16 protein-coding genes are annotated in these 12,321 nt (G+C 40.8%); 8 read left to right on the forward strand and 8 right to left on the reverse strand.

Features of this window, described 5'->3' with window-relative positions:
* Window positions 1–8: 8 nt before the first annotated feature.
* Window positions 9–1,310 carry a branched-chain amino acid transport system II carrier protein gene (brnQ, locus tag IEV39_RS04520; protein ID WP_005286189.1) on the reverse strand — a complete coding sequence of 434 codons (1,302 nt, stop codon included), beginning with the start codon at window positions 1,308–1,310 and terminating at the stop codon, window positions 9–11.
* 358 nt (window positions 1,311–1,668) lie between these two features.
* Between brnQ and map the strand changes: the two genes are divergently transcribed.
* The gene (map, locus tag IEV39_RS04525; protein WP_005286186.1) at window positions 1,669–2,463 is read left to right on the forward strand and encodes a type I methionyl aminopeptidase; all 795 of its coding nucleotides are present in this window, start codon (window positions 1,669–1,671) and stop codon (window positions 2,461–2,463) included.
* 31 nt (window positions 2,464–2,494) lie between these two features.
* Here map and IEV39_RS04530 read toward each other — a convergent pair whose 3' ends face one another.
* Window positions 2,495–3,415 (reverse strand): LysR family transcriptional regulator, encoded by a 921-nt coding sequence (locus tag IEV39_RS04530; protein ID WP_005230772.1) that lies wholly within the window; start codon window positions 3,413–3,415, stop codon window positions 2,495–2,497.
* A 55-nt stretch (window positions 3,416–3,470) separates the two neighbouring features.
* Window positions 3,471–3,899, reverse strand: coding sequence for a hypothetical protein (locus IEV39_RS04535; RefSeq protein ID WP_005286183.1), 429 nt, complete (start codon window positions 3,897–3,899; stop codon window positions 3,471–3,473).
* 88 nt (window positions 3,900–3,987) lie between these two features.
* On the opposite strand from IEV39_RS04535, the gene IEV39_RS04540 reads away from it, so the two are divergent.
* The gene (locus tag IEV39_RS04540; protein ID WP_005286180.1) at window positions 3,988–4,311 is read left to right on the forward strand and encodes a hypothetical protein; all 324 of its coding nucleotides are present in this window, start codon (window positions 3,988–3,990) and stop codon (window positions 4,309–4,311) included.
* A gap of 51 nt (window positions 4,312–4,362) precedes the next feature.
* On the opposite strand, the gene grxD is transcribed toward IEV39_RS04540, so the two are convergent.
* A complete protein-coding gene (grxD, locus tag IEV39_RS04545) occupies window positions 4,363–4,704 on the reverse strand; it encodes a Grx4 family monothiol glutaredoxin (protein ID WP_004772459.1) in 342 nt (113 codons plus the stop codon).
* Between the two features lie 164 nt (window positions 4,705–4,868).
* On the opposite strand from grxD, the gene IEV39_RS04550 reads away from it, so the two are divergent.
* Window positions 4,869–6,083 carry an aspartate aminotransferase family protein gene (locus tag IEV39_RS04550; RefSeq protein ID WP_005286176.1) on the forward strand — a complete coding sequence of 405 codons (1,215 nt, stop codon included), beginning with the start codon at window positions 4,869–4,871 and terminating at the stop codon, window positions 6,081–6,083.
* A gap of 60 nt (window positions 6,084–6,143) precedes the next feature.
* Here the strand turns inward: IEV39_RS04550 and IEV39_RS04555 are convergent, their stop codons facing one another.
* The 3 genes from IEV39_RS04555 to IEV39_RS04565 all read right to left on the reverse strand — a co-directional run bounded on the left by IEV39_RS04555 (window position 6,144) and on the right by IEV39_RS04565 (window position 7,659).
* Complete coding sequence (locus tag IEV39_RS04555; RefSeq protein ID WP_005230768.1) at window positions 6,144–6,575, reverse strand: CBS domain-containing protein; 432 nt, start codon at window positions 6,573–6,575, stop codon at window positions 6,144–6,146.
* Window positions 6,576–6,713: 138 nt separating this feature from the next.
* Window positions 6,714–7,091, reverse strand: a complete 378-nt coding sequence (locus IEV39_RS04560) for a DUF2750 domain-containing protein (protein WP_009512710.1) — start codon at window positions 7,089–7,091, stop codon at window positions 6,714–6,716.
* Window positions 7,092–7,425: 334 nt separating this feature from the next.
* A complete protein-coding gene (locus IEV39_RS04565) occupies window positions 7,426–7,659 on the reverse strand; it encodes an SEL1-like repeat protein (RefSeq protein WP_005230766.1) in 234 nt (77 codons plus the stop codon).
* A gap of 226 nt (window positions 7,660–7,885) precedes the next feature.
* On the opposite strand from IEV39_RS04565, the gene IEV39_RS04570 reads away from it, so the two are divergent.
* The 5 genes from IEV39_RS04570 (at window position 7,886) to IEV39_RS04590 (ending at window position 11,342) form a co-directional block, all read left to right on the forward strand.
* Window positions 7,886–8,245, forward strand: coding sequence for a hypothetical protein (locus IEV39_RS04570; RefSeq protein WP_005286172.1), 360 nt, complete (start codon window positions 7,886–7,888; stop codon window positions 8,243–8,245).
* A gap of 113 nt (window positions 8,246–8,358) precedes the next feature.
* A complete protein-coding gene (locus IEV39_RS04575) occupies window positions 8,359–8,688 on the forward strand; it encodes a hypothetical protein (protein ID WP_005230763.1) in 330 nt (109 codons plus the stop codon).
* A 116-nt stretch (window positions 8,689–8,804) separates the two neighbouring features.
* Window positions 8,805–9,920 (forward strand): signal recognition particle-docking protein FtsY, encoded by a 1,116-nt coding sequence (gene ftsY, locus IEV39_RS04580; protein ID WP_005286169.1) that lies wholly within the window; start codon window positions 8,805–8,807, stop codon window positions 9,918–9,920.
* 102 nt (window positions 9,921–10,022) lie between these two features.
* Window positions 10,023–10,613: a tetratricopeptide repeat protein gene (locus tag IEV39_RS04585; RefSeq protein WP_005286165.1), complete on the forward strand. Its 591-nt coding sequence runs from the start codon at window positions 10,023–10,025 to the stop codon at window positions 10,611–10,613.
* Between the two features lie 132 nt (window positions 10,614–10,745).
* Window positions 10,746–11,342 (forward strand): nitroreductase family protein, encoded by a 597-nt coding sequence (locus tag IEV39_RS04590; protein ID WP_005230755.1) that lies wholly within the window; start codon window positions 10,746–10,748, stop codon window positions 11,340–11,342.
* A 208-nt stretch (window positions 11,343–11,550) separates the two neighbouring features.
* Here the strand turns inward: IEV39_RS04590 and IEV39_RS04595 are convergent, their stop codons facing one another.
* Window positions 11,551–12,039 (reverse strand): pyridoxamine 5'-phosphate oxidase family protein, encoded by a 489-nt coding sequence (locus IEV39_RS04595; RefSeq protein WP_005286161.1) that lies wholly within the window; start codon window positions 12,037–12,039, stop codon window positions 11,551–11,553.
* Between the last annotated feature and the right edge of the window lie 282 nt (window positions 12,040–12,321).

The raw sequence follows: 12,321 nt of genomic DNA on the forward strand, positions 1-12,321 counted from the left end.
AAATCATTTTACTTTTTCTGAGCCATCGCTCGGTCAATCACAATCGCAATTACCAGAACAGCCAAGGATGGGAGTAACCATGCAAGGTTTTGTTCATTTAAAGGTAAGTGCTGAATAAATGCTGGAAGTTGTGCGGTAAAGCCGGCAGCTTTAATTGCTTCAACAATACCGAACAGGAACGCAATAGCGGTAACTGATCCAACCACAATAGAAGGATTATTCCAACGTTTCCAGAAAAAGCTGAGCATGATCACAACAATTGCTGGCGGGTAAATGGCACTCAGTACAGGTACAGAGAAAGCAATCAGCTTGGTTAAACCTAGATTGGAAATTAATAACGAGAAGCCAGTCAGAATGAAAACAAGCAATTTATAAGATAAACCAGTTAATTCATTAAAATATTCTGCACAAGCACAGGTCAGGCCAATCGCAGTCACCATACACGCAAGGAAAATCAGACAGGTGAGGAAGTAAGAACCGTAATCACCAAATGCATGCTGTACATAAGCATGGAGGATGATGGCACCATTGGCTGCATCAGGCGCAACTTCGTGACTGCCTAAACCCAGTTTAAATAAGCTGATATAGACCAAGGTCAGTCCTACACCGGCAATCAAACTTGCAATAATGGCATATTTGGTAATGAGCTTGGTATCTGTGACACCGCGAGATTGAATCGCCTGAATAATCACAATACCGAATACCAAAGCACCCAAGGTATCCATGGTGAGATAACCACTGACGAAACCTTCAGATACTGGGCTGCTGACATAGTTATTCACTGCAGGTGAAATCAGACCGGTTGGAATAGCAAAAGCGGCAATCCCTAAAATAGCGAGGGCAATGATTTTTAAAGGTGCCAGCACATGGCCTACAGTATCAAGCAGTTTGTTGGGATACAGCGAAACTGCAGTCACAAAAGCAAAATAAACAATACTATAGATAAAAAGGCTGCTACCTGAAGTACCAAAATAAGGTGCAAAGCCAATTTCATAAGAAACGGTAGCTGTGCGAGGTGTCGCGAATAGCGGTCCTACAGTCAGGTAGCAAGCAATGGTAAGCAGTAAGCTAAAGAAACGGCCAAGCGGCGAACTGATGATTTCGATCGAGCCTTTCATGCGAGATAAAGCCATGATCGTAATCACAGGTAAACCAACTGCAGTAATTAAGAAACCGAAAGCGGCCAGCCAGACATGTTCACCAGCCTGCTGCGCAACGATAGGAGGAAAGATAATATTGCCTGCGCCAATAAATAACGCAAAGGTCATAAACCCTAAAGCAATGATATCTCCTGTACGAAGTTGATTCATAAAGAGGGAGGCATAAAATAAAAGTGCAAATTTTAGAATAAAAAAGCGTTCTTTTGAAACTAATTTATGTGAAAATTGTCTGTTTTTTGACTAAAAAGAAATTATGAAAATCATATAATTAGCTGTGGTAAAGCTAATGCATTGAAAAGGTTTTTAAAACTCAGAAAATAAAAAGTGCTGATGTCTTTTCTCAATCAGCACAATCGAAATTAAATGTAAAATAAAAGTACGCTTTTAGTCTTAAAAAGATTGAAGATTTCTATGCAAGGGCGTACAACTATTGAAATACTTTATGCAGCCCTCATATCTTTTGCTTGCATGTGAAATTAATCTGATAGATGAATAAGGAAAATCTCGAATGAGAGCTTCTACTGTGACCATTAAAACTGAACAAGATCTTGAGAAATTAAGAATCTCAGGTCGTTTGGCGGCACAAGTGTTAGAAATGATCGGTGCGTATATTAAACCGGGTGTTTCAACTGAATATTTAGATGATATCTGCAATGATTATATCGTGAATACCTTGCAGGTGATTCCGGCCAACGTTGGCTATCACGGTTTTACCAAGACGACCTGTATTTCTGTGAATGAAGAAGTATGTCATGCGATTCCTTCTGCCAAAAAGATTTTGCAAGACGGTGACATCTTGAATATCGATGTTGCCGTGATTAAAGATGGCTATTTCGGTGATACCAGCCGCATGTATTTTGTCGGCCAACCAAGCGCTGAGGCCAAGAAACTGGTCGAAACCACTTATGCAGCCATGTTGGCAGGCATCCATACCGTCAAACCGGGTGCAACATTGGGGGATATTGGGCATGCAATCCAGACCGTTGCCCAGAATGCCGGCTATAGCATTGTTCGTGAATATTGTGGGCATGGTATCGGTCGTATCTATCATGAACAGCCCAATATTTTGCATTACGGACAAAAGGGCCAAGGTATGGTCCTGAAAAAGGGCATGGTCTTTACTATTGAACCGATGGTTAATGCAGGCAAACCTCATGTCAAAGAGCTAAACGATGGCTGGACAGTGGTCACCAAAGATAAGTCACTGTCGGCGCAATGGGAACATATGGTTGCGGTAACGGATGATGGTTTTGAATTACTTACCCCGTGGCCGGAAGGTACAGGGCATTATCCTGCCGTTTAATTATTATTGTGATGTCGAAAAGGCTCGGAAATCAACCGGGCCTTTTCTTTGTTGAGCATTGGGTGAGTTGCTCAACTAGATAGTCAATAAAGACACGTACAGCAGGTAACAAGCCACGACGGGATGGATAGACGGCATGGAAAATACCATGTGGAGCGGTCCACTCTGGTAGTACGGTCACCAGCTGTCCTGTTTTAACAAAGTCTTGTGCAATACTGTCCGGTAATAAGGCAATTCCACAATTTTGTGTTGCCAGCTCGGCCAGCATCAAAAGATTCGAGCCCATAATGACCGGGTTGACCTTAATCTTTTTCTGCTGCTGATCTGGACCCGTTAACAGAAATTGCTGATCAAGATGATCTTCAGCCATGCTGATAATCCGATGTTCAGGGAGCTGTTCTGGTGTAGTGAGATTGCCAAACTCATTTAAATAAGCCTGACTGGCAAAAAGCCGTTGTTCAATCGCTTCAAACTGTCTGAGCACCAGATTCGGATCATCGTCCAGTTTAGAGCGCACCCGTAAGGCCAGATCAATACCTTCATTAATCACGTCTACACGGCGATTGCTCACCATCATCTGAACACGTACTTCAGGATATTTTTTCAAGAAAGCTGGCAGGATTTTTGCCATCTGGTTTTGGGCAATATCGACCGGCACACTGACTTTGATCACACCACGCGGCTGGCTACTTAAATGATTGACCACATCATGCGCTGCTTGCGCCGCATTCATCATGACTTGTGCATGGCGGTATACATCCATGCCGATATCGGTCACGGCGAAATGACGCGAACTACGCTGAATCAGACGTACGCCAAGTTGCTCTTCGAGGTTGTATACCCGACGACTGAGTTTAGATTTAGGAATATCGGTTGCACGTTCTGCCGCACTAAAACCGCCGTGTTCAACCACCAGCGCAAAGCAATAAAAATCATCTAAATCCGTTAGCATTACGCTATAAACTCCAGCTTATTGTGTTCAGGTTAAAACAGTATAAATGTAATTATTAAACATTTTGGGATAATAAGATATCTCGAACCTGTTGATATTGTTTCAATCGTTCAAAATCTTTCATTGTCGGAGACTGAATCCGTGATAAGTCCATATTGTCAGTGAGATCAGCCAGTTTCACAATACGTGCAATCGGATTCTGTACCGTGCGCTGCGCAGCCTGTATACGGGATTCGCCTTGCTGTTTTGTCAGGGCAACAATCGCTTCGATCAGATGCATGGGAAAACCAAGCGCATATAGCTCATCCGTCGTGGTGGCGGTATCCTCTAAAATATCGTGTAAAACGGCAACGATTTTGTGCTCAATATCCGGCATGTTGAGCATCACTCTCAAGGGATGCAGAATGTAGGGGGCATCGGCTTTATCTACTTGGCCTGCATGCCGTTCTGCTGCAAGAGAAATCGCCCGTTCAAGTGTTGCCATGATTGAAATCCTCTCATTCAAAGTATAGACGATAGATTCAGGCATCATATTCTTTTAAACTGGATCAAATTTTTGATGCTCTATTATTATGTCCTATCAACTTATTCATATTGCCGATGCAACTCAAAATATTACCTGTCCGTTTTGTCAGCATGCTGTTTTAGACTGGGAACAGGAACAGTATATCCAACCTTGTGAACATACCTTATTTATGGCCATGGACTTAGGCTTTGAATTTATCGCCGATCGTTTCGACGAGGTTTTGTCACAATCGGTTGATGAAATTCATGAAGATCCGAATATGAATATTTTCGCCACGGTGAGTCAGGCAAATTATCCTGAAATGCAAATTTTTAAAGCCGATTTGGGGATAGAAGGTATGTTTCGCTATGTGGGCTTTAGTCAAAACTAACTCCCTTTCAATAAAAAAGCCAATCATGTGATTGGCTTTTTGCTTTACAGCTTATGCTTCAGGCGCTGGGCTGTACTGTTCAACCAATGGCTTTAACTCACCATTCTGGAACATTTCAAGCATAATATCGCTACCGCCAATCAACTCGCCATTGACCCAAAGTTGTGGGAAAGTAGGCCAGTTTGCAATTTGCGGCAAAGTTGCACGAATATCTTGATTTTCCAAGATATTTACGTAGGCAAATGGACGACCAATTTGGCTAAGTGCTTCTACTGCACGAGCAGAAAAACCACATTGCGGGAATTGTGGAGTGCCTTTCATGTAAAGTAAAACAGGGTGTTTCGCAATTTGATCACGAATTAACGCTACTGTATCACGCGCTTGTTCCGTCATAGATAGGATCCTCTACTAATCTTTCTGCATTATACCTAAAAAAAAGCGTGGCGGAGGATTGCAAAAGATTTTTCTTGTATAAAAGTGACTTTAAGCTTTCAATCTATGCAAGTTTTTGCTTATATAACTTTTTCCACTACAACTACTGATAGATTGAGTTTGTTATGACTAATATCACTCTTGCTCCCGTGCAACCTGATCAACCCACACATCTTATGGCGACCTATGGTCGTCAGGCGATCAGCTTTGTACGAGGGCGAGGGGCGCATTTATATACCGCAGATGGAACCGAGTATTTAGATGCATTAACCGGGATTGCGGTATGTGGATTAGGGCATGCTCATCCGGTAATTGCTGAGGCGATCGCTGAACAGGCTGCAACTTTGGTTCACACCAGTAATTTATTTGAAATTCCTTGGCAAACGGCGGCAGCACAAAAACTGGCTGAAGTTTCTGGAATGCAGGAAATCTTCTTCTCCAATAGCGGGGCGGAATCCAATGAAGGTGCGATTAAAATTGCGCGTAAGTTCGGATCGCAACAAGGGATTGCCAATCCTAAAATTTTAGTGGCAGAACAATCTTTCCATGGCCGTACACTTGCAACCTTATCTGCAACAGGTAACAAGAAAGTACAGGAAGGTTTTGCTCCCTTGGTAGACGGCTTTGTTCGTGTGCCATTTGGCGATGTTGAAGCAATTCAGGAAGCAGCCATTACTCATCCTGACATTGTGGCGATCCTGATTGAACCTATTCAAGGCGAAGGTGGGGTAAATACTGCACCTCAGGGCTTTAGCTATCTGGAAGAGGTACGTGCTTTATGTAATCAGCATAACTGGCTGATGATGCTGGATGAGATCCAGACGGGTAATGGCCGTACTGGTAAATATTTTGCCTATCAGCATACCAATATCATTCCTGATGTCATGACCACGGCAAAAGGTTTGGGGAATGGCTTTCCTGTAGGTGCTGTGATGACCCAAGGTAAAGCGGTAGGCTTGCTGGGTGCAGGCAGTCATGGTTCAACCTATGGCGGTACGGTATTGGGATCACGTGTGGTTTACACGGTGCTGGATACACTGGAAAAAGAGAATGCTGTTGAAAATGCGGCAACCGTAGGGGCATATATTGTTGATCAGTTAAGCGCGCAATTGGCGGATCATCATGTTCAGGTGCGTGGTTTCGGCATGATGATCGGGATTCAATTGCCAAAAGACTGTGCCGAGTTGGTTGCTATTGCACGTGATCAATATCAGTTGATTATTAATGTGACTGCGGGTTCTGTGGTGCGTTTACTCCCACCTTTGAATATGACTCAAGCACAAGCAGATGAATTGCTTAAACGTCTGGTACCTGCCATCCAGAATTTTCTTAAAGCTTAAGTAGCTAATATTCATAAAAAAAGGGCAATTCATTTGCCCTTTTTTTATGTTTGATTAAAATCAACCAGAAATATATTGTTGTAACTGTTCAATCAGAATACGTTGATCGTCCATCGCTGCTTTTACCAGATCTCCAATCGAGATAAAGCCCACCAGCTTTTCCTGATCCAGTACTGGCAGATGACGTAAGTGTCGATCGGTCATGAGTTGTAAACATTCTTCTACGGTATGATTCAGGCTGACCGAGATCACTTTTGAGGTCATAATATCTGCAACAGGCGTATTATTGGAAGAACGTTCCATCAGGGCAATTTTGCGGGTGTAGTCACGTTCGGAAAAAATGCCAACGACTTTTTCATCTTCAGCAACAACCAAGGCACCAACACCTTTCTCGGCCATGATCTTAATTGCTTCAAGTACAGTCGCATTGGGTGAAATCGTAAAAATGGATTGTACTGCTTTATTCTTGATGACTTGAGCAACGATTGTCATTGTTTATCCACCTGTGTTGTATTGTCGTTTTCATTTAACTTAACGGTATTTTTTTTAATTGCAAAGCGCTAATTTCATTCCAATGATAACTTTTGCGCATAAATGTTCAAAAAGTCATCATTGGTCTGCAGGTATGTTTTAAGCAGGTATGACCGCTTCGCGTGGCATAAAAAAGAAATGCTGCATTTGCTGGGTTGAAAGCTTAAATTTGCGGTGTGATGAGTTGAATAATGCAGGTTCAACCTGTAAACGGGTTAAGGTGGGAAGCAAGGACTCATGAAAGTCCTTGGGGGTAATTTTCCGTGGCGTGTAGTGTTTCCAGTTGGCCTTGGCATAACGATGGGCTTGAACCCCATTGAGCCAGAAAGGGAAGACATGACCGTCCTGATCTGATTTGATTGCCCAACCTTGATGGTAAAGGCCCCAAAGTGCACCACAGTACATCATTGTTTTTAGAATTGAAATTTTAATCATCAACTCTCGTGAAACCGGCTGAAAATGGTTAAAGCGATACATGTTATTGAACTAATATTCTTAAACTTATAGCTCATTATAAGAAATCTAGATGTCATTTATGTTTAACAATTGACTAAAATCGTAAGCAAATATTGTAGTTGCTTAGATAATTGCTTGGTAAGTTCTTTGAATTTGTAAGCTAAGACGTTGGATAAATTAGAATTATTGTGTTTTTAGTAATCAGGAAATTTGATCTGGGTAGCTTAATGTTTTAATGCAGTACGAATGGATAAGTAGAGATCATTTTATAAATTATAATTTAACAGGCATTAAAAAAACGCCACCTGAGCAAATCAAAGCGATAAAAGCTTTGATATAGCGCAAGGACGTTTCTTTAAGCTTGGAGGGTTGCCATCTTCTGCCAATACTGGGCTTTTAAGGAATCGCGTTCTACTCGGAAGCCTTGATAATACAATTCTGCTAAAAATAGTGCCGCTTTGCCGTGGCCTGCTTTAGCAACTTCCTCAAGCTCTTTTACTGCATCTTGGAAGTTTTTTTGCGATTGAATTGTATTGACCGCATTTGCATAGAGATGCTCTAGTTCATGGTGTGTAACATGTTGAATCATATAATAACTCCTTATTTTAATTATGATTACCGCAAATTCTATCCAAAGTTATACTACTTCGAATTTAAGCTACTTTAACTTAGAATTATTAAAGTAATATGACAAATTGATGGAATTGTCAAATATATTCAGCAATTTTGCGTAAATAAAAGCTTACACGATTAAACATTTACCACAAATAATTTTAAGTAGAATCAAAGTGAGAATAAGAGAAAAGGAGAATAACATGTCAAATGTCATTGATGGTGTGAATGTTGATGTTCCACCATTAGAAAGCCAGATCATTGCGCTAGCGCATCATCACCGTAAATTACTGGATGAAGCGATCTTTCATCAGGAAATTCATTTAGGTGACTATTGTCTGGCACAACGCAAACGTGTGTATGACTTTGCTAGCCATTTAAGCCCTGAGCAGAAAGATCGTTTTTATAAAATTTATGATGGAGAGCTGAGGAATATTGCAGACGATGATGATTTACATCCCGCTGATGCAGAAAGTGGAGTCGGCATGTTTGCGATTTTCATTGTTTTGGTGATGATCGCATTTATCCTGTACTTTGCTTTTGTACGTTCGCTGGTCAGTTAATCACGGCTAAAGTTATTTGCACGTTCAATAGGTTGTGGAATTGTGACTTATTGAACGTGGTACTTGTCCTAAGCGAATCAGAGACATACACTACCTCTAATTCGAGGTAGGTTATGTTGTCTATACTTTCTAAACATAAATTGATGCAATCCAGAGTAGGATTCAAACTCGACCAATTTTATAATATTTTGGTCGCTATTATTATTTTGTCCATTTTTATACTTGCGTATAACGCATTATTACGTCCAGTCAGTTCATTGCAATATCAGCAAGTGGTGCAGTTTGCTCATCAGGCCAGCCATCCGCGGACCCAGCATATGGCCATTGAGGTGTTAGAGCAGACTCCCATTCGCCGTATTAATTATTTAAAATTATTAAATGCTTATCAATTTGAATCGAACCGGATTAAACAATATCCAGCGATGGCAAAAGAAGATGAGTGAGTTTTAATCGACTCATTTCCATTATAAATGAATGCATTGCCTTATTCGGGAAAAGAATAGCAATTTATGCTAGACTGGCCCCATTTTAAAAGCTGCTTTACTTTCAAGGAATCGACATGCAACAGCAATCGAATATGCAAAATAAATTCTTGATAAATGCTGACATCGGTGATGATGATGTCACCTTACCAAGTTTACCTGCTGTCGATGTTCCCATTATAGAGCCTGCAGTACAAAAGCCAGTAGAGCCAGCTGTTACTGCTGCGGTAGAACCTGTTGCACCAGTGGTTGAAGAAGAAACCAAATCAACAGGTTTCTTTGGTCGTATGAAAGATGGATTGACCAAAACCCGCCGTAGTTTTACGGATGGTATGGTCAACATTCTGATTGGCGGTAAAGAAATTGATGATGAGCTCTTGGAAGAAGTTGAAGAGCAGCTTTTAGTGGCAGATATTGGTGTGGATGCGACCAAAACCATTATTGCGAATCTGACTGAACGTACTGCACGTGGAGATTTAATCTACTCACATGCTTTATACAAGGCGTTACAAGAAGAATTGGTTGCTTTATTGGCACCCCGTGTTAAACCGCTACATATTGATCCGAATAAATCACCGTATGTGATTTTGATGGTGGGTGTAAATGGCGTAGGCAAAACCACAACCATCGGTAAACTGGCAAAGCGTTTACAGGGTGAAGGCAAGAAAGTCATGCTGGCTGCGGGTGATACCTTCCGTGCAGCCGCAACTGAACAATTGCAAATCTGGGGCGAGCGTAATGACATTCCAGTCGTTGCACAGGGCCATGGGGCTGACAGTGCGTCGGTGATCTTTGATGCATTTGAAAGTGCACGCGCCAAAGGCATTGATGTCTTGATTGCAGATACCGCTGGGCGTCTGCAAAACAAAGCCAACCTGATGGAAGAGTTGAAAAAAGTAAAACGTGTCATGCAAAAGATTGATGCAACCGCACCGCATGAAATCATGCTGATTGTAGATGCGGGCACCGGTCAAAATGCGATTAATCAGGTACAGCTGTTTGACGAGGCTGTTGGTCTCACCGGTATCACCATTACCAAACTGGATGGCACAGCAAAAGGTGGCGTCTTGTTCAATATTGCAAGTCGTACTCATGTGCCGATTCGCTATATTGGTGTAGGTGAGAAGATTGATGATTTACGTCCATTCTCAGCGAAATCATTCGTTGCTGCTTTATTTGAAACAGATAAATAAATCGTTTTTTCTATGTAATAAAAGCCGAGTTTTCGGCTTTTATTTTGTTTAAAAATAAGCGGTTAAAAAAATACATGAATAATTTAAAAAAGAGCCTTTAACATGAATTTTTTATTAAAACCTTTAGCCTTTATGATGTTAACCAGTTTCTTAGGCACAAGTCCGGTATTAGCCTTAGGCGATACTGATGCCATAAACACACTCATCCAAAGTGCTGAACAAGGCGATAGTGAAGCACAATATTCTTTAGCGACGATGTATGCGGATGGCGACGGAGTTGAACAAGATAATGCTAAAGCAGTACATTGGTATCTTATGGCTGCAGATCAAGGAAATGTAAACGCTCAGAATAATTTAGCCTGGATGTATGAAAATGGCAAAGGGATCGCACAGGATCATAAAAAAGCTTTTGAGTGGTATCAACGTGCAGCCAATCAAGGAGATCGTAATGCACAATATAATCTGGGGGTGATGTATGCGCATGGGCGGGGTGTGCAGAAAGATAATAATAAAGCCCATCAATGGTATTTTAAGGCAGCCGAACAGGGAGATCTGGATGCACAGCATTATTTAAGGATGTCTTATTTACTCAAGCAACTTGATCAAGCAGAACAGGAGAAATACAAAATGATTTCAAAAGACTGGGTGATTCCTGTGGTTGAGGCAGAAGAAGCGAGCGCAGAAGCGGATTAATGCAACAGGATTTTAATTGTTTCAAAAATAAAACGATCTGTCATGTTTTTTAGACTATTCCTAAAAAATATGTCGTTATACACTACATTCAATCCAAGATAACGCCCCAGGGCACAAGGTAGGAATAACAACATGAGCAACTTCTTAAATAGTATTAAATCACGTCGTACAATTTATGCAATTGGTAAAAACCTGACCGTAGACCAAGCCACAATTGAAGAAACGATCCGTGAAGCTGTAAAACAAAGCCCATCATCATTTAACTCACAAACTTCTCGTGTTGTGACTTTATATGGTGAATCTCATACTAAGTTCTGGGAAATCGTACGTGAAACATTACGTAAAATGGTTCCAGCAGAAGCTTTCGCCAATACAAGTGCGAAAATTGATAGCTTTGCAGCAGGCTTTGGTACAGCGTTATTCTATGAAGACCAAGATGTTGTGAAAGGTTTACAAGAACAATTTGCGTTATATGCAGATAACTTCCCGGTATGGTCAGAACATTCAAGTGCGATTGCACAGTTTGCCACTTGGACTGCTTTATCTGAAATTGGTGTTGGTGCGTCATTACAACATTACAATCCAATTATTGATGCTGAAGTTGCAGAAACATTTGATATTCCTGCGAACTGGAAATTACGCGCTCAGTTGGTATTCGGTTCTATCGAAGCTGCTGCGGGTGAAAAAACATATATGGATGATGCAGCACGTTTCAAAACTTTTAACTAAGTAAAAACTGCGCAGTAAAAAGAGCACCTTGAGTGCTCTTTTTTTGTTTGCATAAAATATGCAGATTGCATTTATCCTGTATATCCCAATGGGATAGCCTAGACATCATTTATACGTGAAGTAAGAGGTCTAACAGTTAAAATGAAGGACAGGACGTTACCTGGAATGCATGACTAAATGAAGCTTATCTTGAATAAACACAAGCAATTTACAGGGAAATGCTTTTGGTTGTGCCCAATTGTTCCGATTCACCTGTGACCGAAGCTTTAGCCAGTTTAAAAAGGGTTGCTATTTTACCTGAACCTTTCCAGTATTGGGCTCCATTACAATTCACACGAAGCAGTTGAATGTCAGGATCGGTTTTACCCTGTTCAAAGAATGCCTCATAAGCCGAAGACCATATTTCATCCAGCTTTGCAGGGTCATTTACACACTCAGCCACACCATTAATCGAGACGTAGTCATTATTTGATATATTGCTATAACCTAAATTGACTTGATTGTTTTGAGGAATACTTTTTACAAGTTCAGAACTTTTAGAGCCTAAAAACCAGACCACTCCATCAAAATCAGTATCCTGTGTGGTCATTGGTGCTGAATGCAAATGACCTTTTTCAGTAATAAACGTGATCATGGCAAATTTAATGCCTTTAAGTAGCTGATTTAATTCTTGATATTCACTATTCAAGTTGTTCATGACGAAATTCTCCTAAAGTTTGTTTTTTCAATATCCCTGAAAATAAAAGAGTTAAGGGTTTCGGTTTGTGCGCTATTTGTTTTATCCAGCTAGAAATGCTGTTTTCCTGTTAATGAAATTATTAAAAAATATTTAAATCGAATGATCTCAATATCTTTTAAAAAAAAATGGTTTAAAACGTGTCAAAAGATAATTAAACCCATGAGAGCTGAGCTTGGGCACAAACATCAACGCGTGAATTAATTCCATTGAAAAGTATGAGATTGGGAAGCTGGAATTACT

Source organism: Acinetobacter courvalinii (assembly GCF_014635545.1).
Taxonomy (GTDB): Bacteria; Pseudomonadota; Gammaproteobacteria; order Pseudomonadales; family Moraxellaceae; genus Acinetobacter; species Acinetobacter courvalinii.